General features: G+C 74.2%; 16 protein-coding genes, 1 pseudogene and 1 riboswitch. Of the genes and pseudogenes, 5 read left to right on the top strand and 12 right to left on the bottom strand.

Translation table 11 applies throughout. The features are described 5' to 3' along the window. Positions 1-1443 (top strand): FUSC family protein (locus tag B7P34_RS38915; RefSeq protein WP_146166948.1); only part of this gene is annotated, 1443 nt, incomplete at its 5' end. 25 nt (positions 1444-1468) lie between these two features. Here the strand turns inward: B7P34_RS38915 and B7P34_RS39815 are convergent. Continuing rightward, a pseudogene (locus B7P34_RS39815) lies at positions 1469-1849 on the bottom strand (universal stress protein); the annotation flags it as partial. A gap of 46 nt (positions 1850-1895) precedes the next feature. Next, positions 1896-3440, bottom strand: a complete 1545-nt coding sequence (locus tag B7P34_RS27995) for an FAD/NAD(P)-binding protein (RefSeq protein ID WP_189383105.1) — start codon at positions 3438-3440, stop codon at positions 1896-1898. Between the two features lie 128 nt (positions 3441-3568). Here B7P34_RS27995 and B7P34_RS27990 point away from each other — a divergent pair, with 128 nt between their 5' ends. Beyond that, positions 3569-5128: an MFS transporter gene (locus tag B7P34_RS27990; RefSeq protein ID WP_223268307.1), complete on the top strand. Its 1560-nt coding sequence runs from the start codon at positions 3569-3571 to the stop codon at positions 5126-5128. A gap of 50 nt (positions 5129-5178) precedes the next feature. Continuing rightward, positions 5179-6417 (top strand): sodium:proton exchanger, encoded by a 1239-nt coding sequence (locus tag B7P34_RS27985; protein WP_106680984.1) that lies wholly within the window; start codon positions 5179-5181, stop codon positions 6415-6417. A gap of 5 nt (positions 6418-6422) precedes the next feature. On the opposite strand, the gene B7P34_RS27980 is transcribed toward B7P34_RS27985, so the two are convergent. Continuing rightward, positions 6423-7505, bottom strand: a complete 1083-nt coding sequence (locus B7P34_RS27980; protein WP_106680983.1) for a carboxylate-amine ligase — start codon at positions 7503-7505, stop codon at positions 6423-6425. Positions 7506-7844: 339 nt separating this feature from the next. Continuing rightward, positions 7845-8010: riboswitch (cyclic di-AMP (ydaO/yuaA leader) on the top strand. Between the two features lie 5 nt (positions 8011-8015). Between B7P34_RS27980 and B7P34_RS27975 the strand changes: the two genes are divergently transcribed. Continuing rightward, the gene (locus B7P34_RS27975) at positions 8016-8489 is read left to right on the top strand and encodes a C40 family peptidase (RefSeq protein ID WP_106680982.1); all 474 of its coding nucleotides are present in this window, start codon (positions 8016-8018) and stop codon (positions 8487-8489) included. A 95-nt stretch (positions 8490-8584) separates the two neighbouring features. Here B7P34_RS27975 and B7P34_RS27970 read toward each other — a convergent pair whose 3' ends face one another. Next, positions 8585-9655: a S1 family peptidase gene (locus B7P34_RS27970; protein ID WP_223268306.1), complete on the bottom strand. Its 1071-nt coding sequence runs from the start codon at positions 9653-9655 to the stop codon at positions 8585-8587. Between the two features lie 499 nt (positions 9656-10154). Continuing rightward, positions 10155-10361, bottom strand: a complete 207-nt coding sequence (locus tag B7P34_RS27965) for a hypothetical protein (RefSeq protein ID WP_106680981.1) — start codon at positions 10359-10361, stop codon at positions 10155-10157. 227 nt (positions 10362-10588) lie between these two features. Between B7P34_RS27965 and B7P34_RS27960 the strand changes: the two genes are divergently transcribed. Next, positions 10589-13558, top strand: a complete 2970-nt coding sequence (locus B7P34_RS27960) for an AfsR/SARP family transcriptional regulator (RefSeq protein ID WP_106680980.1) — start codon at positions 10589-10591, stop codon at positions 13556-13558. 24 nt (positions 13559-13582) lie between these two features. Here the strand turns inward: B7P34_RS27960 and B7P34_RS27955 are convergent, their stop codons facing one another. From B7P34_RS27955 to fabG, 7 genes are all read right to left on the bottom strand, one after another. Beyond that, the gene (locus B7P34_RS27955) at positions 13583-14110 is read right to left on the bottom strand and encodes an SLATT domain-containing protein (RefSeq protein ID WP_106680979.1); all 528 of its coding nucleotides are present in this window, start codon (positions 14108-14110) and stop codon (positions 13583-13585) included. Positions 14111-14162: 52 nt separating this feature from the next. Then, the gene (locus B7P34_RS27950; protein ID WP_106680978.1) at positions 14163-14960 is read right to left on the bottom strand and encodes a glycerophosphodiester phosphodiesterase family protein; all 798 of its coding nucleotides are present in this window, start codon (positions 14958-14960) and stop codon (positions 14163-14165) included. Further along, a complete protein-coding gene (locus B7P34_RS27945) occupies positions 14927-16225 on the bottom strand; it encodes a patatin-like phospholipase family protein (protein WP_146166946.1) in 1299 nt (432 codons plus the stop codon). Before B7P34_RS27945 ends, B7P34_RS27950 begins: the two co-directional genes overlap by 34 nt. A 6-nt stretch (positions 16226-16231) precedes the next feature. Continuing rightward, entirely contained in the window at positions 16232-17278 is a 1047-nt protein-coding gene (locus B7P34_RS27940) for a hypothetical protein (protein WP_106680976.1), read from the bottom strand. Beyond that, complete coding sequence (locus tag B7P34_RS37705) at positions 17275-18186, bottom strand: hypothetical protein (RefSeq protein ID WP_189383103.1); 912 nt, start codon at positions 18184-18186, stop codon at positions 17275-17277. Before B7P34_RS37705 ends, B7P34_RS27940 begins: the two co-directional genes overlap by 4 nt. Positions 18187-18196: 10 nt before the next feature. Further along, positions 18197-20023, bottom strand: coding sequence for an Hsp70 family protein (locus B7P34_RS27930; RefSeq protein WP_106680975.1), 1827 nt, complete (start codon positions 20021-20023; stop codon positions 18197-18199). Positions 20024-20280: 257 nt separating this feature from the next. Beyond that, a partial coding sequence (gene fabG, locus B7P34_RS27925) for a 3-oxoacyl-[acyl-carrier-protein] reductase (protein ID WP_353620273.1) occupies positions 20281-21036 on the bottom strand: 756 nt, incomplete at its 5' end.

Raw genomic sequence — 21036 nt, 5'->3', positions numbered from 1 at the left:
TTCGACGCCGCCCGCGCCGCCGGGCTGCGGGGCACGTCCACCGAGCGGCTGCGCCAGGACGCCGTCGTCCGGGCGGCCGCCGAAGGCACGCGGCTGGCGGCCGCGGCGGCACGCATCGCCCTCGGCAACGGACCCCCCGCGGGCCACGGCCCGCCGGCCGGGGACGCCGGCCGCCCCGCACAGCCGGGCACGGACGTCTTCGCGTACGCCACCACGCCCCCGCACCTGCTGTGGTGGCGGCGCATGCGCGTCCACCTGACACCCCATTCGGTCCACATGCAGAACGCCCTGCGCCTCGCCGCCGCGCTCGCCTGCGCCCGGCTCGTCGTCGGGGCCCTCGACCTCGCCCACGGCTTCTGGGTGCTGCTCGCCACCCTCAGCCTCATGCGCACCTCGGCGGCCGACACGCGGGCGGCCCTGCGCCCCGCCCTCACGGGCACGGTCGCGGGCGCGGCCGCCGCCGCCCTCATGCTGTACGTCGTCGGGGACCGGCCCGTCGTCTACGCCGTCGCGCTGCCCTTCGTCATGTTCACCGGCTTCACGGCGGGTCCCCCGCTCGGGCCCGGCTGGATGCAGGCCGCCTTCACGCTCGTCATCGTCTTCGTCTTCGCCCAGCTCTCCGCCGCCGACTGGCGGCTGTCGGAGGCGCGGATCCTCGACGTCCTCGTCGGCGGGGCGATCGGCGTCGTCGCGGGCCTGCTCGCCTGGCCGCGCGGGGGCCGCGGCGAACTGGGGCGGGACATGGCCGACTTCCTCACCGAGTGCGCCGTGGCCGGCCGCGCCGTCACCGCGCTGCTGGGCGACGACCGGTTCCAGCGCGAGCGCTCCCAGGGCGACCCGCTGCGGCCCGCGCGGCGCGCCATGTACCTCGCCGAGGCGTCCTACGCCCAGTACTTGACGGAGCGCATGTACCACGAGCGGCCGGAGGCGCACTGGGGGGCCGCCCTGGCCACCGGGCGCGCCGTCGTGCACGGCGCCGAGCTCCTGCTGATGACCCACCAGGAAAGCCTGCGCGCGCCCCTCCCGCCGGGCCCGGCCGCCGCCCTGACCGGCCTCGCGGGGCAGGTGGCGCACGAGGTGCTGCGCGCGGCGGACTCCCTGGTCACCGGCGGCCCGCGCGAGCCCCGGACGACCGTCTCCCGCTACCCGGCGGAGGAGTCCGGCCCGCTGCACCGTGCCTCCGACGGGCACCTGGGGGTCAGCGACGCCCACGTGCTGCTGATCGTCGACACCGAGGCCTGGCTCACCGGCGTGGCCCACGACGCGGTGCGGACGCGGGCGGCTCCGGACCGGACGGACGTGCCGGCCACACGTCGAGCAGACCCGCCGGAATCGTGGCCGGAGGCCGGGCCGGGGGACGCGGAGGGCGCGTGGCACCGTCCTTCTCCGGCGCGTCCCCGGCGCGGGGGTGGACGACCAGGACCGGGCATCGGGCGTGCTTGAGGCAGTGGCGGCTGACCGAGCCGTGCACGAGCCGGTGGACCGGGCCGTGGCTGCCCGCCCCCATCACCAGCATGTCGGTCTCCCGCGCCGCGCACGCCACCAGCGCCGGCCCGGCGTCCGCGCGCACCACGCGGGGGCGCATCCGCAGGCGCCGCGCGTCCTCGCCCAGGGCGCTGCGGCAGGCCCGTGACAGCCTGTCCCGGGCCGCTCGCTCCCAGTGGGCGCAGACGTCGGGCGGCGCCGGCTGCACGGCGTCGGCGGCCTCGCCGCCCGGGGGCTGCCAGGCGATCACGGGGCAGAGCACGGCGCCGTGGTGCGCCGCTTCCCCGGCGGCCTGCCTGAGGGCGGCCAGACTGCCCGCGGAGCCGTCCACTCCGACGACGACGCGCGTCACGTTCTCCGGCATGGGCCCGGTCCTTTCCCTTCGGGGTCCTTTCGCTCCTCGGCCCACGCTAGGAAGGACAGTCCCCGGACGGCATCGGCCGTATGGCCGAAATGACCGAAAAGGCGGGATCGGGGGCCGGCTCCGCCAGCCGGTCCGCGACCTGCCGGGCCTGGCGGACCACGTTCCGCAGGTGGTTCGAGAAGGGAATGCGGACGTGCGTGCCGACCCCCACCACCCACACGCGCTGCGGCGGCGCCCCGGGCCCGCTCCGTACCCGCAGGTCCGCCTCCAGTCCGCTGACCGCCGTGCCCCCGGCGGGCGCGCCCTCCAGGTGCAGTGCGGTCCGCTCCCGGTCCCAGTGCAGGACCGGCCGCTCGAAACCCGTCGCGTTGATGACGTAGTCGTACGTCTCCGGCGCGGCCCCCGAGCGCTCCACCCGCCACAGACCGCCCTCGAAGGAGACGGCCCGCGGATACGGGCGGATCAGGCGCAGCGCCCCCGAATCGAAGTGCGCGAGCAGCCGCCGGGCGTTCACGCGGGCCAGCGCGGTCGCGTACCGGTCCGTCAGCCAGGCGAACTCGGCCGACAGCTCCTCCAGCCGGCCCGCGGGCAGCTCCGGGGCCAGCTCGATGACCTGCTCGATCAAGGGAACGATCACATCCGGCCAGGCGCAGGCGCCCGCCTCGGCCAGGGCGGTCTCCTCGCGCAGCCGCCGCACGGGATCGGTGGCGTGGGAGACCTGCCGGCGCAGCGGGCGCCGGTCCTGCAGCCGCACCGCCTCCACGACGCACCGCACCAGGCGGGCCTCCAGGTGCGGGTCCGCCGGGTCGAGGCGCGAGATGCGCTCCAGCGGCGGGTACGCGTGCAGCGGCGCGGCGAGGGACTCGCGCACGGCGGGCAGCTTCCCCGACGGCGAGGAGAGGGTGGCGCGGTGCCCGTCACGGCACAGCAGGAGCGCCGCGTCGGTCGCCGACTGGCGGCTGCCGAGGATCAGCACCCGTGAGCGCGGGCGCAGGCCCTGCCGGATCCGGCTCGCCGGGTAGGGGCTGTCGAGGTAGCGCGGGTGGTGCCGGAACTCCGCGAAGCCGCGCGGGACGCGGGGGCGCTGCACGCCGGTGCAGACGACCACGTCGTCGGCGTACAGCTCCTCGCCCGTGCTCAGCCGCACCCGGTGGCCGCCGCGGCCGTCCGCCGCCGTGTCGATGCTCTCCGCCGAGGCCCGTACGTGCTCCACGGCGATGCCGGCCCGCCCGGCCTGCTCCCGTGCCCGGGCCGCGCGGTCCGCGCAGTACTCGGCCATGCGGGCGCGGGGGACGCAGTCCTTCGCGGAGCCGGTCCAGCCGTGCGCGCGCAGGTGGTCGACGAAGTCGCCGGGCCGGTCGGCGAGGAGCGAGTTGAGCTCGGCGGCCGAGTTGCACAGCAGCAGCGGGTCCTCGTCCCCGAAGGCGAGCCCCCAGCCGGCCGGGCGGGGATCCACGACGCGGACGGCCCGCACGGGGTGCGGCGGCCGGCGGCCGGCGAGCGCGCGGACCAGCTGCAGCACCAGGCTCGTCCCGGCGACCCCGCCGCCGATGACGACGACCTCCCGGCCGGTCTCACCCTTCACATCCACCCCATCCACCGCCCTTCCCCCCGGCTCTCCCTCCCGGGTCCGTAGAGCACACTGCCCAGCCGGCCGGCCCGCGGAACCCGCCCGGCCCTCCGGATGCGGGCCGCCCACCCGGCGGTTACGTTCCGGCTGTGGACCGTCTCTCCCCCGAAGGCTCCCCGGAGCACGGGCAGGCCGATCCCGCTGAGCACGGGCGGGCCGACCCCGCGCGCTGGGCGATGCTCGCCGTCCTGTGCGCGAGCCTGCTGCTCGTGGCCATGGACGCCACCATCCTGAACGTGGCCCTGCCCTCGCTCATCAAGGAGATGCGGCCCGACGCCCTCGAACAGCTCTGGATCATCGACATCTACGGGCTGGTCCTCGGCGGCCTGCTCGTCACCGCGGGCGCGGTCGGCGACCGGTACGGCCGGAAACTGCTGTTCACCACCGGATTCACGGTCTTCGGCGCGGCCTCGGTGCTCGCCGCCACGGCCGGCGCGACCGAGAGCGTCCTGCAGCTGATCGCCGGCCGCGTCCTGCTCGCCATCGGCGGGGCCATGGTGATGCCGTCCACCCTCTCCCTGATCCGCACGATCTTCCCCGACCCCCACGAGCGCACGCTCGCCATCGGGATCTGGGCCGCCGTCGCCGGGGCGGGCGCCGCGATCGGCCCCCTCGTCGGCGGCCTGCTCGTGAACACCTTCTCCTGGTCGGCCGCGTTCTGGGTCAACGTGCCCGTCGTGCTGGTCACCGTCGTGGCGGCCGTCCTCCTGCTGCCCGAGTACCGCAGCCCCTCCCACCACGACCTCGACCTCGTCGCCGCCCTGCTCTCCGTCGCCGGAGTGGTCCTCACCGCCTGGGGCATCAAGCACCTGGCCGGCGGCTTCCGGCCGCTCGACCTCGCCGCCCTGCTCGTCGGCCTCGCGGCCCTGACCTGGTTCGTCCGCCGCCAGCTGCAGTCCGCCGACCCGCTGCTGGACGTCCGCCTCTTCGCGAACCGCCCCTTCCTCGCCGCCGCCCTCGCCACCCTCACCGCCATGATGGGCATCGGCGCCGCCCTCTACCTGATCTCGCTGTGGCTGCAGTACGTCCGCGGCCACGACGCCCTCGCCGCCGGCGCGCGCACCCTGCCCGTGGCCCTCGCCGCGCTCGCCTCGTCCCTGCTGACGCCGTGGATGCTGCGCCGCACCGGCGTCCGCACCGTCCTGACGGCGGGTCTGGCCGCCCTGGTGTGCGGCTTCGCCCTCCTCGCCGGCGCGCCCCACCCGCTGGGCTACGGCGCCGTAGCCGTCGCCCTCGTCACCTTCGGCATCGGCGACGGCATGGCGATCACCGCCGCCGCGGCCGTCATGGTCGCCGCCGTCCGCCCCGAACGCGCCGGCCAGGCCGGTGCCGTCTCCGAGAGCGCCTACGAGCTGGGCATCGGTTTCGGCGTCGCCCTCCTCGGCAGCATCCACACCACCCTCTTCCGCTCCGGCATGCCCGCCGGCTACCCGCCGGCCGCACGGGAATCGGTGGGCGGCGCCGACCAGGCGGCCCGCTCCCTCGGCCAGAGCACGAGGGAGGGCCGCGCCCTGCTCACCGCGGCGAGAGCCGCCTTCGACGACGCCCTGCGGACCACGTCACTGGTGTCGGCGGTCATCGTGGCGGCGGCGGTGGCTCTGGCGGCGTTCCTCGTTCCCAAGGGGTTCCGGGCGGATTCGGCGCACTAGGAGTTCCCGAGAGCTTCGGCAGGGAAAGGCGTGACGCGGAAGGAGCCGTTATGGGTGAGCCCGGAACACCGGCACCGCCCTCCCTTCCGGCGAGCGCGGCGCGGATCGCGGTCGCCTGCGCCGGGGCCGTTCCCGCGGTCGTGGTGCGGCTGAGCGGTGCCGGGCTGCCGCCCGGGCCGGCCGTCGCCGTTTTCGGGCTCGGGGTGCTGAGTGCGGCGCTGTTGCTGATGTGGGCCGCGGAGACGGCCCGCGCGGACATGGCCGGGGCGCTCGCGCTCGCCCTCCTGGCGTTCATCGCGGTGCTGCCCGAGTACGCCGTCGACCTCTATTTCGCCTACGCGGCCGGATCCGATCCCTCCTACGCGGCCTACGCGGCGGCCAACATGACCGGCGCCAACCGGCTGCTGGTGGGCGTCGGCTGGCCGCTCGTCGCGCTCGCCGCCGCGCTGTCCCGGCGCCGCCGGGGCGCCGCCCCGGGGCCGGTCGTCCTGGAGCCGCACCGCCGGATCGACGTCGCCTTCCTCGCCGTGGCCGCCGTCGTCGCCTTCGTCATGCCGCTGACCCGGGAGGTCGGCTGGTACGTACCGGTCGTGCTCGTCCCCTGGTACGGCTGCTACCTCTACCGGATCGGGAAGTGCGGCTCGGGCGAGATGGAGGAGCTCGTCGGCGTGCCGGCCCGGCTCGCCCGGTTGCCCCGGGCCGGCCGGCGGGTCACCACGGCCGTGTTGTTCGCCGGTGCCGCGGCGGTCGTCTTCGCCTGTGCGGAGCCGTTCGCGAACGGCCTGGTGGAGGCGGGCGCTTCGCTCGGCATCGACCGCTTCGTCCTGGTGCAGTGGCTCGCGCCGCTCGCCTCGGAAGCCCCCGAGCTGATCGTCGCCGTGGTCTTCGCGTGGCGCGCGCGGGCCGGCGACGGGCTCGGCGCGCTGCTGTCGAGCAAGGTCAACCAGTGGACGCTGCTGGTCGGCTGCCTGCCCCTCGCCCACGCGCTCGGCGGGGGAGGGGCGGCCCTGCCGCTGGTGACCCGTCAGGTCGACGAGGTCGCCCTGACGGCCGCGCAGACCGTCCTGGCCGTCGTCGTCCTGCTGGACCTGCGCTTCGTCCGGTGGGAGGCCGCCGTTCTCTTCGTTCTCTTCGCGGTGCAGTTCGCGCTCCCGGGCGAGTACGCCCGGGAGGTGCTGACCTACGTCTACCTGGGTCTGGCGGCCCTGCTGCTGACGAGGCGGTGGCGCGACCTCCCGGACACCGGCCGGGCCCTGGCCGGGCGGGTCGCGGGGGACCCGCACTTCTGAAGCCGCTACGGCTCCGAGATCAGCTCCGTCACCGCCTTCAGCCCGTCCGTGGCCAGCGCCCGGCGCTGACGGTCCGCCCCGGTGCCCCGCCGCAGCAGGCGGGCGGTCAGCGAGCTCACCTGCCGGGTGTCGCCCGCCTCCTCCAGCGACTGCCCTATGTGGACGAGGAGGCTGCGGACGACCTCGTGCGCGCCGTGGCGCCGGCCCGTGGGGTCCACGAGCACTCCGTCGAGCCCGTGCCGGGCCGCGTGCCAGTTCGCGGCGGCGAGCAGCTCCGGCAGGCAGGGCACCGGGGGCCGCCCGGTCTTCTCGTCGCGGATGGCGGTGGCGACCAGCCCGCGGACGATGCCGGCGAACATGACGGCGTCGTCGGCCCGCAACTGCACGTCCAGGCAGCGCACTTCGATCGTGGGATAGCGGTCCGAGAGCCGTGCCGTCCAGTACAGCTGGCCCCGGTCCGCGATGGCCCCGGCGGTCAGCAGCGCCTCGATGCGCTCCTCGTAGTCCGCGAGGCCGTGGAAGTAGGGGGGCGGGCCGCACACCGGCCAGCGGCTGTAGACCACGGTCCGCCAGCTGGAGAAGCCGGTGTCCTGGCCGTTCCACAGCGGGGAGTTGCCCGCCATGGCGACGAGGACGGGCAGCCAGGGCCGCACCCGGTTGAGGACCGCGACGCCCGTCTCGCGGTCGGGGATGGCGACGTGGACGTGCATCCCGTGGACGAACTGCTCGTCCACGAGCTGGGCGGCACGCGTCCGCATCGCCAGATAGCGCGGGTTGCCGGTGACCGCGATGGGCTCGGGGCCCGAGCACGGTGCCGTTCCGCAGGCGGCGATCCGGCAGCCGGACCGCTTGGCGGCGGAGCTCACCGCGTGGCGCAGCCGCAGCAGGTGACGGCTGGCCTCGGCGAGATCGGAGCAGACCGGAGTGGCAACTTCCACCTGGGCCTGCAACAGCTCCGCCTGAATCTCCCGCTCGTTCACGACCGGATCCAGGTCGACCGCCGCCCGGACCTCGTCGGCCAGGGGAACCGGCAGTGCGGTGGCCGGGTCGAGCAGAAGATACTCCTCCTCGATCCCTAGGGTGAGCATGCCGTAGGGCTACCCCCGGGCCCCCGCGGCGAACCGCACGGACCCCGCCGCCGCTGCCTTCTGACGCAAAGACGCCCTGCCGCGCCCCCGTTCACCTCGCTCTTCGGGCCGTGCCGGAGTGACTCGAATCAGTTCTTCAACTGCCTTTTGATAAACGGGATTTCCCGTCACTCGCGATACCGGGTAACACCCCGGTTCCATGAGCCGACGCGAAGTGAAGAAGTTCACAGAAGCACCTTTCGGCTCCGAATTCCGGCGGTCCGTGATGCAGGATCGTGCATCGAACAACAAGATCCCGTCACCGAGGCGGGCGACCCGGGCGGACGCCGAGTCCTGCCGCCGTACCGGGTGCTGAGCAGAAGAATGGATCGGCAGGAGCGGGAGACCCGAGCACGGCGGACCATGATGGCGGTGGTCCTTGGGGTGAAGCCATTTCAGATGGCCGGGCAACTTCGACAGCCCGAACCCGACAGGTCATCTTTCGTAGGCGGATGACGAAGGGTATTTGGCATGTCTGCGTTCCCCGGTATATCCACGCTCATGTCCCGCGCCGGTGCCGCCTCCGTGGTCACCGCCGCCACCGTGACCGCGTCCATGCTGCTTCCCGGCATGTCGGCCGAGGCGAGTGCGGCCACCCCGGGCGCCGCCGCCCTGAAGGTCGCGGCGTCCAAGCAGGGCTCCCCCTACCAGTACGGCGCCGCCGGCCCCAACCGGTTCGACTGCTCGGGCCTCACGCTCTACTCGTTCAAGAAGGTCGGCAAGAACCTGCCGCGCACCGCGGCCGACCAGTACAACAAGACCCGGCACATCTCCTCCGGCTCCCGCCAGGCGGGCGACCTGGTCTTCTTCCACTCGGGCAGCAACGTCTACCACGTCGGTATCTACGCGGGTAACAACAAGATCTGGCACTCGCCCAAGCCCGGCACGTCGGTGCGCCTGGAGAAGATCTGGTCCGGCAGCGTCTGGTACGGCCGGGTCAACTGACCCCGTCCGGACGCGGCCGACCGGGCCGGGGCGACCCCACCCCGGCCCGGAGCCCTCCGGGGAGCCCTGTGCGGGCGTCCCCGGAGGAGTGTGCGTCAGGGCAGCTGAGCCCCGTACGCCTGCAGGGCTTCCGGTACGGGCTGGAAGAACGTCTCGCCGCCGCCGGAGCAGTCTCCGCTGCCGCCCGAGGTGAGGCCGAGGGCGGTGTCACCGTCGAAGAGCGCGCCGCCGCTGTCGCCCGGCTCCGCGCAGACCGAGGTGCCGATCATGCCCTCGACCGCGCCCTCCTCGTAGTTGACGGTCACGCCGAGGGCGGTGACCTGGCCGTCGTGGACGCCGGTCGTGCTGCCGCTGCGCTGCACCGTCTCGCCGACGGTCGCCTGCCCGGCCCTGGAGATGTTCTGCGTGCTGCCGTCGTAGAGGTCCACCGCGCTGGGGTGGGCGATGGACGAGGTGTAGCGCACGAGCGCGTAGTCGTGGCCGGGGAAGGTCGAGCTCTCGGTCACGCCGATCTGGGCGCCGCCCTGCGTGGCGGACCAGGTCCGCGAGGCGTTGCCGCAGTGCCCGGCCGTGAGGAAGTACGGCTTGCCGCCCTTGGTGACGTTGAAGCCCAGGGAACAGCGCACGCCGCTGCCCCAGATCGCGTCACCGCCCGCGATGAAGGGGCGGAACACCCCGGCCGTCCTCTTCACGGCCACCTTGTCGCCCAGGCCCGCGACGACCTTGTCGAGGCGGTCCTTGCGGGCGCCGGTGACCGTGCTGTCGGCGGTGACGACGACCTTGTTGAGGCGGGGGTCCACCGCCCAGGCCGTGCCCGGAATGGACGCATCCGACTTCAGTGCCCGCTGCGCCGAGGCGAGTTCGGCGGCGGAGTGGCGGACGGTTCTCGGCTCGGCACCGGCGGCCCGTACCCGTGCGGCTGCTCCCTCGTCGAGGACGCCGACGACGAGCCGGCCGCTGCCGGCGTCGTAGTACGTGCCGGCCGAGTCCGCGCCCAGGTCGGCGGAGATCTGCCGGGCGAGCTCCGAGGCCGGCAGCGAGGAGAGCCGGCCGGGCGCCGGCGAGGCCGCGTGCGCACTGGGGAGCGTGAGCGCCGCGGCCGTCAGGGCGGCCATCGCCGCGCCGGCGGCGGCCGTACGGCGGGTGGAGGTGCGGGAACGTTTCACTCGTGGCCTCCTGTGGGGGAGTGCCCGGGGGCGCGAGCGCGCCCGGGCGAAGTGGAGGACGTGCGTACGTCATGCGCGTGCGTGCTGCGCGTACGTCATGCGCCCACGTGACGCGCACAGGCGGGACAGGGAGCGCGACAGGCCGATGTGATCGTCGCGTCCATGTCAAGAACGGGATACGGGCGAGTATCCCGAGGCGGCGAGCGGAAGTTCAAGAGCGACATTCGGTCGTGCGAACGGTCCCGGCGGGAGACCTCCGGCGGCTCACCCGTAACGGAAGCCGTCCGCCTGAACGGGGGTGACGCGTGCGGACGGCGGCCGGGCGGTGAGCGGACGACGAGGGGTGCGCCTGTCCGGTATTCGCTCTCCGCGGGCCCTCCACGCCGGGGGACGGGGGCGTCCTTTGCGCAGTCTTAACGACCGAGGGCGGTGCAACGCCTGCGAAAGCAAGGCCGGGACCCGCCGTTCGTACGGCGGACCCCGGCCCCGTCGCGCGTGGTTACTGGGCGCCCGACGTGTGGGTCGGACGGATCGGGCCGCTGGCACCCTGTCCCTGCGCGCCGGCGCCCTCCACGTGCTCGACCGGCTGGTCCAGCTCGGTCGAGATGGCCTGCTCGGACGGCGTGGCCGCCCGCTCGGACGGCGTCGCGGCCTGCTCGGCGGGGGCCCCGGCCTGCTCCGTGTGCTTGGGGTCCTCAGCGGTCATATCGAACTCCTGTGTAGAAGGCACGCCGTGACGCGCCGTGAAACAAATGAGTCTGCAGTATGTATCGCCGCCATCAACGGACGATCAACGCCCCCTCACCAGGCCCGGCCCGCCCCTGCCCGCTCGCCGGACCGTCCGCGCGTCCGGAGCCTGCTCATGTAAGGGACACTGAGGTACTGTCACCGCTGTCGCCGGACGGATCCGGCACGGGCACGCTCGGGGGAGACATGCGGGATACGACGGAGCCGTCCGCGCACCGGCTCCACTTCCAGCTGCTCGGCCCGGTCCGCGCGGTGGCGGACGACCGCCACGTGGACCTGGGCGCGCGCCAGCAGCGCGCCATGCTCGCCGTCCTCCTGCTCCGCGGCGGCGCCACGGTCTCCAGCGACGAGCTCATCGACGCCCTGTGGGGCGAGAACGCACCGCCCCAGGCCCTCGGCACCATCCGCACCTACGCCTCCCGCCTGCGCACCCTCCTCGAACCCGGCCGCGCCGCCCGCACCCCCGCCACCGTCCTCGTCTCCGTGGCCGGCGGCTACGCCCTGCGCGTGGCGCCCGAGCGCGTCGACGCCCACGTCTTCGAACGCCACCTCGCCCGGGCGGCCGCCGCCCGGGCCGCGGGCGACACGGCGGCGGCCCGAGACGCGTACGCCGCCGCCCTGGAGCTCTGGCACGGCACCGCGCTGGCCGGACTCCCGGGCCCGTACTGCGAACGCCAGCAGGACCGGCTCACCGAAGCGCGCCTCGCCGCCCAGGAAGGCCTCTTCGACTGCGCCCTGGCCCTCGGCCGGCACGCCGAACTCGTCCCCGAGCTCACCTCGCTCACCGCCGAACACCCGCTGCGGGAACGGCTGCGCGCCCAGCTGATCCTCGCCCTCTACCGCTGCGGCCGCCAGGTCGACGCCCTCGCCGCCTACGCCGACGCGCGGCGGCTGCTCGTCGACGAACTCGGCGTCGACCCCGGCCCCGAGCTGACCCGGCTGCACGCCCAGGTCCTGGCCGGCGACCCCGCGCTCGCCCTGCCCGCCCCCGAGCCGGCCACCGCCGCCGTGCCCGCCCAAGGCCGGCGCCCGGCCGGGGCCCCCTTCCAGCTGCCCGCCGGCATACCCGACTTCACCGGCCGCGAGGAGCTGCTGGGCGAGGTGCGCGGCGCCCTCACCGCGGCCGCCGGCCCCGCCGTGCCGATCGCCGTGCTCACCGGCATCGGCGGCGTCGGCAAGACCACCCTCGCCGTCCACGCCGCCCACCTCGCCCGCCCCGGCTTCCCCGACGGCCAGCTCTACGTCGACCTGCGCGGCACCAGCGCCGACGCCGCGGACAGCGGCAGCGTCCTCGCCCACTTCCTCCAGGCCCTCGACGTCCCCGAGCCCGACATCCCCGACGACCTGGAACAGCGGGCCGCCCTCTACCGCTCCGTGCTCGCCGACCGGCGCGTCCTGCTCCTCCTCGACAACGCCCACGACGCCGCCCAGATCCGCCCCCTGCTCCCCGGCACCGCCGGCTGCGCCGTGCTCGTGACGACCCGCTCCCGGGCCGTCACCCTCGGCGGCGCCCGGCAGTTCCACGTCGGCGTCGCGAGCGAGACCGAGGCCCTCTCCCTGCTGGCCGCCATCGCCGGCGAGGAACGCGTCACCGCCGAGCCGCGCGCCGCGAAGGCCCTCGCCGCCGCGTGCGGCCACCTGCCGCTCGCCGTCCGCATCGTGGCCTCCCGCCTCGCCTCCCGGCCCGGCTGGACCGTCGCCTCCCTCGTCGCCCGCCTCGACGACGAACGCCGCCGCCTCGACGAACTGCAGGCCGGCGACCTCACCGTGGAGTCCACGTTCCGGCTCGGCTACGCCCACCTCCCGGCCGACCAGGCCCGGGCCTTCCGCCTGCTGGCCCTCGCCGACGCCCCCGACCTCCCCCTCGCCGCCGCGGCCGCCCTCCTCGACTGCGACGACTTCACCGCCGAGGACCTCGCCGAAGGCCTCGCCGACGCCGGCATGCTCGAGTCGTACGCCCCCGGCCGCTACCGCTTCCACGACCTCCTGCGGCTCTACGCGCGTCGCCGCGCCGAACGCACGGAGACCCCCGAAGACCGCCGCGCCGCCGCCGCCCGCCTCCTCGACCACCTGCTCGCCACCGTCGGCAACGCCTCCCGCATCCTCGAACCCGACCACGCCCTGCACCGCCACCTCCACCCCGTCACCACCGCCGGCACCGGCTTCGCCGACGCCGACGAGGCCCGCCAGTGGCTGCGCCGCGAACACGTCACGCTCGCCGCCGGCCTCGCCCAGTCCGTCCGCGAACTGCCCGGCGCGCTGCGCCCCGCCGGCGACCTGCTCCTCACCTGGTCGGGCCTGATCGAGGGCCCCGCGCACCGCGACGAACTGCGCCGCCTGTCCGAGCTGACCGCCGTCGCCGCACACACGGCCGGCGACCCGCGCGTCGAGGCCCGCGCCCGCTACACCCTCGGCAACCTGCACTACTACACCGACGTGTACGAGGCCGCCGAACGCGAACTCTCCGAGGCCCTGCGCCTCGCGGAAGCCGCCGGCGACCCCATGTGCCGCCACCTCGCCGCCAACGCCCTCGGCATCCTCTGCTTCGCCACCGACCGCCCCGCCCGCGCCCTGCCCCTCCTGGAACAGGCCCGCAGCCTGTGCGACGCCCTGGACGACAAGGGCAGCGAGGCCAGGGTCCTCGCCAACACCGCCCGCGTCCGCCTCGCCCTCGACCGGCCCCGCGAGGCCGAACGCGACGCCGCCGAGGCCGTCCGCATCGCCGGCGCCACCGGCAACGGTCCGACCATCGCGCTGACCCTCTACCAGCACGGCTGCGTCCTCCACAAGACCGGCCGCCCGGACCTGGCCGCCCGCCAGCTCCAGGACGCCCTCGGCTCCTTCATCGAGCAGCAGCAGCGCGGCTGGGAGGGCCTGGCCTGGGCCCGCCTCGCGGAGTGCCGCCTGGCCGAGTGGCGCGACGAGGACGCGGTCTCGTGCGCCGAGCAGTCCCTGACCATCGCCGCCGACCTGGGCAAGACCTACTGCCAGGGCCTGGCCCTCGCTGTCCTGGGCCGCGCCCGCATCCGCCTGGGCGACCCGGCCCGCGGCCACGACCACCTCCGCGAAGCCCTCACCCTCTTCGAACGGCTGGGGGTGCCGGAGGCGGCTTCGGTACGGGAGCTGCTGGCGGCTCGGGCGCCGTCAGCGAGGTGAGCCGGCGGAACCCCGCGCGGGCCGTCAGCGCGCGGTGCGCGCACCCCCTCCGCCGTTGACCGGCTGGACGGCCGGCCCGGGGTCCGGGAGGTTCTTGAAGAACTCGGAGGACTCCCGGCGGCGGATCTTGAACACCGCGTCCAGCAGGGCGTTCGCCGAGCGGGCCGGGCCGTCGGTGCCGTCCGGGCCGAGGCCTCCCGCGCACCACTGCAGGTAGACGCGGGTGAGCTCGACCTCCGTCTCCCGCAGCAGTATCCAGGAGACGTCCCAGCGGTAGAGGCTCTTCATGGCGGTGGTGACCGCCACCAGGAACCCCGTGCCCGAGATAGCGGCGCTCTTGCCGGTGAAGTCGAGCGCGGTCAGCACCGGCAGGGCCGCGCCGGCCAGGATCACCAGGGCGCCGCTCAGGCGGTAGAAGCGCCGGTGCCAGGTGGCGCGGATGTCGTAGAAATCTATGACCTCCAGGACGTAGCGCTCGGTCGCGGCGGTGAACCCCTTGTCGGAGTTCCGCCAGCGGGGCGCGGAGAACTTCAGACCCAGTTTCCTCAGCACACTCTTCCTCGCACTCACTCGCACTCACTCACCGCTGCGGCGCCGGCGGTCACTACGCGTACGCCGACGGCAGGTATCCGGAGAAGAAGACGTTCGTCACCGACTCGCGCGCGGCCCGCTCCTGCTCCGGCGAGTGGACGGTCCACCCGATGACGGGCAGCCCGCGCCGCTGCCAGAAGCGCAGGGCCCGCGACGGCAGGGCGTCCAGTTCGAAGCTCAGGAAGCCCGGACGGCAGACGGCGTTGGTGGCCATGGAACGGCCGATCGGGCGCAGGGCGCGCGGCGCGGACCGGAGGGCCCCGGCGATCTGCCCCACCGGCACTCCGGGGAGCGCGCGCCGCAGCCGGTACACCGTGCGCGGGTCGAAGGACTGCACGGCGACCGGGCCCTCGTAACGACGGACCGCCGCCGTCACGGCCCGCTCCAGGCCGCCCGCCCCCGCCACCCCCCAGCGGCGGACGTCCACCATGACGGGCACCCGCCCGGCCACCGCCGCGAACACCTCGGGCAGCGTGACCGGCACGGCGGCGCCAGGCACCGACGAGGCCACCGCGCGCAGTTCGCCCAGCGTCAGGGACGTGACGGGCCGTGCGCGCCCGGACGGCAGGCGGACCGCCGCGTCGTGCACGACGGCGAGCGCACCGTCCCTGGTCAGCTGCACGTCGAGTTCGAAGGGCACGCCGTGCGCGGCGGCGCGCCGGAACGCCGCCATCGAGTTCTCCGGCGGCCCGCCCGGGCCGCCGTGCAGCCCACGGTGCGCGATCGGCCGGCTCAGGTGCCAGGGGAGATCCCGCACGATGGCCTCCAGGACGGACGTCACGACGGAGCCGCGGGCCGGGGCGTGTCGCACAGCCGCTGGAACGCCGCGAGCATGTGCGTCTCGGCCTGCGAGAGGGAGTTGTGCACACCGAGCAGACGGCGGAGCTCCTCGAAGCGTACCCAGGCGTCGCGGTATCCGAGCCTGCGCAGCGCCTGGACCCGGTCCGGGGAGAACGACAGCAGGCCGGTGAGCGGGCCCAGCGGGCCCGGCGGGATGATGGGGACGCTGGGCCGGATGTCGATCCGGGTGACGGGGCCCGCGGGGTGCGAGCTCACGACGGCGTCCGGATGCAGGTGGACGACCACCACGACCTCGCAGTGCTCCTGCTCGGCGAAGGCGCGCACCGGGGTGCGGTCGCCGGGCCCGCCGAGGCCGCCGTCCAGGTACGTGCAGCCCTCGACCACCCGGGACGGGAAGATGAGCGGCAGCGCGGCGCTGGCCAGGACGGCCTCCCGGATCTGGTGCTCCGGATAGCCGTTGAGGCGCAGGATGGCGCCCTTCGCGCCGCCCAGCCACCGCAAGACCTCCACGAGGTGACGCAGCCGCACGGGGAGGGCGGGCGTGCGCACGAGCGGGTAGGCGGCCACCCACAGGGGGCGGCCGGCCCGGATCGCCGCCGCGTCCACCGCCTCGTCGACGAGCTCCTCCAGCAGACCGATCCGGCGGCGCAGGCCCAGCAGCCTGGGCGCGAGCAGCCGGGCCTGCCGGGCGGTGCCCTCCGCCGCCGCCCCCGCCGCGTCGAGCGGGAGGCCCTGGTCGGCGAACGGCGTCACGCCCGACCGGGTCGAGAAGCGCTCCCAGAAGCCGGCCAGGCGCCGGGTGCCGGTCCGCAGGTCCGGGGCGCCGACCAGGACGGCGCCGTTGAGGGCGCCGATGCTGGTCCCGGCGATGGCCGCGATCTCCAGGCCCATCTCCGCGAGGTAGTCGCAGACGCCCAGTTCGTAGGCCCCCTTGGCGCCTCCGCCGGCCAGCACCAGCCCGATGCGCAGCGACCCGGGCGACGGGAACGCCGGCCGGGCAGCCGGTGCCGCGCCCGGCTCCTCGGGGGCCGGGCGCGCCCTGGGCACGGGGGCGGCGTGCCCGGCGGCCACGCTCTCGGCGCGGGCCGCCCAGCCGGCGAAGGCACGCGCGATGTCCTGGGCGCCGCCCGGGTACGGCGGGTCGCCGATGCCGTCCGCCTCATCCACGTACGACGCGTCGTTGATGTCCGGCGCCCCTCTCATGCCCCGAGCGTCACCGATGCCCGGCGGGTCACCGACGCCCTGCCCGTCACCCCTGTCCTGCGTGTCACTCACCGCGCATCACCCCGTACCGTCCCGTCCGCCGCCGTTCCCACCGTCATCGGATTCCGTGTGCTTGCGGAGCCGGATCCGCCGCTGCCGCGCCTCCGCGAACTGCTCGGCCACGATGCGCCGCACGAGCTGTTCGACGCTGAGGCTGGACGGGAGGAAGAGGTCGCCGCTGCCGCTGCTGTCCCGCAGGGCGGACCGCGCGGCGTCGTCGGGGTCGGCGCCGGCCACGGCCAGCTCCGTCGCCCGCGCCAGGGCGGAGGTCAGCGGGCCGACGGCGTCCGACAGTTCGTCGGCCACGCCGAGTCCCAGGAGCTCGGCCACCATCAGCCTGTGGTTCTCGCTGGGCAGGTCGCGCACGACGGAGGTGAGCATGCCCGGCACCGACTTCACGCCCTCGAACCAGGGCACCGGCGGATCCTGCAGCATGCGTTCGACCAGATGCCGTTGCATGAGCGTCTCGCCGCCGGTGAAGGCGTACGTGCCGGCCGGTCCGGAGGCCACCTCGCGGGCCAGCAGCACCGCCCCCACGAGCCAGGGCAGTTCCGGGTCGGGCCGTGGGTGGCGCCAGCGCCGGGCCGCCCGGTCCAGCGCCAGCTGGGCCTCCAGCGCCGCGAGCCGGCGCTCGTGGTCGGACAGGAAGCGGCCGGTGTCGCCGGCCAGCCTGCCGAGGATCGCGCCGAGTTCGCCGATCGCGGCGGCCGACCACTGGCCGGCGGCCTCGACGCGCTCGATGCGCTTCTTCGCGTCGTGGACCTCTTCGGAGACCTCGGCCACCACGAGGTCGGTCACCGTCATCCGCTCGCTCAGGTGCGTCAGCCAGCGCAGGGTGAGCTGCTGGGAGCTCAGCATCCGGTCGCGGACGGTCCGTTCGCGGATCCGGTCGCGGCCCGTGGCCCGGCCGAGGAGGCGGGCGAAGAAGCCCTCGCGGGCCGCGGCGCGGGTGAGGTCGTTCGCGGTGTGGAGGTCGTTGGTCAGCTCCAGGAGCAGCCGGTCGTCGACGAGCGGCACGCCCCGGGCGACGATCTCCAGGCTGAGCGCGTCGTCGCGGGGGGTCATGGCGCCTCGCCGGGGGCGAGGAAGACGAACGCCTTCAGGTGGTTCTCCGGGGCTTCGCCCTGGACGGCGTAGGCCGGTGCGACGAGGAAGCCGGGGACGCCGGTGTCCTGCCGGTTGTAGGCCTGGTACTCGTCCTCGGCGAGGGTGGTGACGTCGACGTCGAACAGCAGGGACGCGGGCAGTTCGACGGCGGCCATGTCCCGGACGATGCCGTTGGCCCCGTCCACGGCCTTGCGGAGCCGGGGATCGGTGCCCTCCGTCACGTAGCCGCGGTGCGCGAGCGCGGACTGCACGCCCTCGGCCGTGGCGGGCGTGCCCTGCTGGGCCGCCGTGAACAGCATGTGCACGAGCTCGCTGACGGCCCGGGCCCGTGCGGCCGGCATGCCACCGGGTATCTGGTCCCACTGCCGGGCGTCGGCGGGGCACAGCTCGCGGGCGAGGTTGCGCAGGTCCTGGTCGACGAGGCGCTGGTAGCGCTCCTTGATCTGGGAGTGCCGGCGGTGCATGTCGCTGGGGGCCTCGCCGGTGGCGATGGCGTCCCGGACGCCCGCGGAGCGCAGCCGGTCGAGCAGGACCTCCGCCTGCCGCAGCCTCGTCTCCAGGTGGTCCACGCGGTGGGCCATGGCCGTCACGCCGTCCGACACCCGGCCCACCGTCTCCCGCAGGCGGGTGAGATCGGTCTGCGAGGAGCCGTTGCTGCTCCTTCTCGCCTTCGCGGCCTGCTGCTCCGCCCTCGCGTCCACGGCGTGCTGCCAGGACTCCACCGCCACCAGCCGCTGCTGGAGGTCGTGGAGCTGGCCGAGCCACCACTCCTGCGAGTACTGGCCGCTGGTGGCCGCCCGCATGGAGGGGGCGGCGGGGTGCGGTTCCTTCGGTGCCTCGTGGTCGTTCCACCCGTACTCGTACATGGTCCTTACGTCACCTTCCCTGCGGGGTCTCGGGCCGGTCGGTGCTGCCGCGGCCGTACAGGTCGTCGAAGGCGACCTCGGCGCGGCGGGCGGCCCCCGACCGGCGGTCGCAGACCTCCACTTCGATCTCGGTGGTCCCGAACGAGAAGGCGACGTCCAGGGAGCGCTCGCTCGTGGGGAGTCCCACCGACCCCGAGATGTCGGGGATGACCTTTCCGATGGCCTCGCAGCCTTCCTCGTCCGTGTAGTCGGGGTCGTGTGCGTACGTGGCGTGGATCGTCACCTGGACCGACGTCCATTTCGGGAACACCGCCACGGTGTTCACCGCTTTGTGGTCCGTCGGCACGAGGTCGCCGCGCCGGGCCATGACGACGAAGCGGTCGTTGCACTTCTCGTTGCCGTCGTCGTCGATGAAGAACTTCTCCTGAGGGTCGATGCCGTGCCGGAACGGCATGCTGCACCCGAATCCGTAGGTGTATTTGGAGCGGCGGCCCCAGATGATGGACGGGTCGTAGGCGAAGTGCACGGCGCCGCCGAGCACGGCGACCGCCGGGTCCATCGGCGTGATCACGCGCACTTCGTGGCCGAAGCGCTGGGCGATGCGGTCCCGGAGGTACGTCGAGCGCGCGAATCCGCCCACCAGCAGCATTTGTTCCCGCCCGACGGCCGGGCCGTCGCCGGACGCGGCGGCCCGCTGCCGCTCGATGGTGGAGAGGATCGGGCGCACCACGGATTCGAAGAGCGTGGTGACCTCGTGCGCGGTGATCTCGATGTAGTGCGTCTCACCGGAGGCGAGCACCGTGAGCCGGGTCCGCGTTCCCGGGTCGAGGGCGTCCCAGATCTTGCCGGGAATGCTGATGAGCACCGTGTCCGTGATCACGGGGGTGCCGTCGACTGCGGTCTCGGAGACGAGCCGGACCTTCTCGGTCTCCCATTCCGTCTCCAGCTGCCCGACTTCCTTGGGAAAGGCGGCGATCAGCTGTTTGAGCTGTTGCTCGCCGAAGCGGTCGGAGAGGATGTCCGTCACGAAGGCGTGGTTGACGTAGGCGGAGCCGAGGCGGTCGCCGTCGGCGACGCGGGTCTCCTTGAGCTGGCCGGGGCCGACGCCCTCGGCGCGGATCTGGTAGCTGGTGATGTCGACGGTGCCGCCGCCGCAGTCCACCACCATGAACCGGCTGCCCGGGGTGTCGACCTCTAACTGCCCTTCCGGGCGGTCCGGGCCGAGGACGGTGCCCGCGTTGAGCGCGCAGTAGACGGCCGCGGCCTCGGGCTCCTGCACCAGCAGCAGCCGCTCCATGTCGCCCGGCAGCCCGGCGGAGACGGCCGCCGTCCGCATGAACTGGCGGTCCGCCTCGGTCCACATGGCCGGAATGGTGAGGCACCAGCGGATTTCGTCGGCGGTATAGGCGGCGCCGCCGACGGCATAACGGCCGATCTGGTCCAGCGCGGCCCGGCGCACGTGCGTGAGCATGGCGGTGACGAGGACTTTCACCGTGTGCCGCCGGGCGCCCGCCAGACTCCCCAGGAATTCCGGGATGTCGGACTTTCCCTCGCGCCCGTGAATTGCCATCTTGAACTTGCTGGCGTAGCCGAAACCCTGGGGGTTTCCGCGGGCGAGTTCACGGTCCCAGGCATTGCGCGCCCTTTCCCCGAACTTCACCGGATCACCGGCCCGGTTCACGAGAACGGCGCTGAGGTCCTTCGGATAGGTGTGGCCCCCCGACTGCGTGAACGGCTGGTAGACCACGACCCGGTGCCCCGCCGCGTCCTGCAGTGCAGAAACGGTCGCCCAGGCAAAGCCGGTGCCGTGCGTCCCGAAATCGATCGCGACGATCACCTTGGGTTTGAAAGTCGCACCACGTGTTGACGGCGTCATGGGTCCCCCGAGCTCCGCACAGTTGCCGACAGGTGCATGAGGGTACACGTCACCGTGGGTTGCGGGGAGACCATTCACGGAATGACTTCCCCCGCCGTCCGGTACGGGCCCGGGAATGAAATTCCTTGGTGGCGGCACCTATTGGCGAAGGCTCAAGAGAAGCTCAGGAGAAGCTGTGAAGGGCTCGGGAGAATCCCATAGATATATCCGTACGGGTGCTATCCCGGCAGCCCGCCGTTGATCTCCACGACCTGCCCCGTGATGTAGGCGGCCCGGTCGGACACGAGGTACGCGACCAGATCGGCGACCTCCTCCGGGGTCCCCGCCCGGCCGAGCGGGATCTGCTCCAGGTGACGCTTCGCCACCGCCTCCGGCAGGGCCGCCGTCATGTCCGTCGTGATCAGGCCCGGGGCGACGACGTTGGCGCGGACGCCGTACTTCCCGCCCTCCCTGGCGAGCGAGCGGGTGAAGCCGATGATGCCGGCCTTCGAGGCGGCGTAGTTGGTCTGCGCCGCGCTGCCGTGGACGCCGGCGACGGAGGACAGCGTGACGATCGCGCCCTTGCGGCGCTTCATCAGCGGGAAGACGGCCGCGCGGCAGACGTGGTACGTGCCGTGCAGGTTGGTGTCGATGACCTCCCGCCACTCCTCGTCGGACATCAGCGCCAGCGGCCGGTCCCGGGTGATGCCCGCGCACGTGACCACCGCGTCCGGCGGCCCCAGTTCGCTGACCGCCTCGGTGACGAACTCCCGGGCCGCGCCGGCCTCCGCCACGTCCACCTGCCGCGCGAGCACCCGGGCGCCCGCCGCCCGGGCCGCCTTCGCGGTGGTCTCCGCGGCGTCCGCGTCGGACCGGTAGCAGAAGGCGACGTCGTGGCCGTCCTCGGCCAGCCGCACCACCACCGCCCGGCCGATGCCGCGCGAGCCGCCGGTGACCAGGGCCACCGGCCGCCGCGCGGCGCCGTCCGCCGCCTC

Source organism: Streptosporangium nondiastaticum (genome assembly GCF_003011965.1).
In the GTDB taxonomy this organism is placed as follows: Bacteria; Actinomycetota; Actinomycetes; order Streptomycetales; family Streptomycetaceae; genus Streptomyces; species Streptomyces nondiastaticus.
The sequence above is the reverse complement of the archived record's forward strand: the minus strand, read 5'-3'. Positions and strand labels throughout refer to the sequence as shown.

Coding starts and splice junctions, on each gene's coding strand:
- B7P34_RS27960 (WP_106680980.1), top strand. CDS start 10,589: ATGCGGGATACGACGGAGCCGTCCGCGCACCGGCTCCACTTCCAGCTG.
- B7P34_RS27975 (WP_106680982.1), top strand. CDS start 8,016: ATGTCTGCGTTCCCCGGTATATCCACGCTCATGTCCCGCGCCGGTGCC.
- B7P34_RS27985 (WP_106680984.1), top strand. CDS start 5,179: ATGGGTGAGCCCGGAACACCGGCACCGCCCTCCCTTCCGGCGAGCGCG.
- B7P34_RS27980 (WP_106680983.1), bottom strand. CDS start 7,505: ATGCTCACCCTAGGGATCGAGGAGGAGTATCTTCTGCTCGACCCGGCC.
- B7P34_RS37705 (WP_189383103.1), bottom strand. CDS start 18,186: ATGTACGAGTACGGGTGGAACGACCACGAGGCACCGAAGGAACCGCAC.
- B7P34_RS27940 (WP_106680976.1), bottom strand. CDS start 17,278: ATGACCCCCCGCGACGACGCGCTCAGCCTGGAGATCGTCGCCCGGGGC.
- B7P34_RS27965 (WP_106680981.1), bottom strand. CDS start 10,361: ATGACCGCTGAGGACCCCAAGCACACGGAGCAGGCCGGGGCCCCCGCC.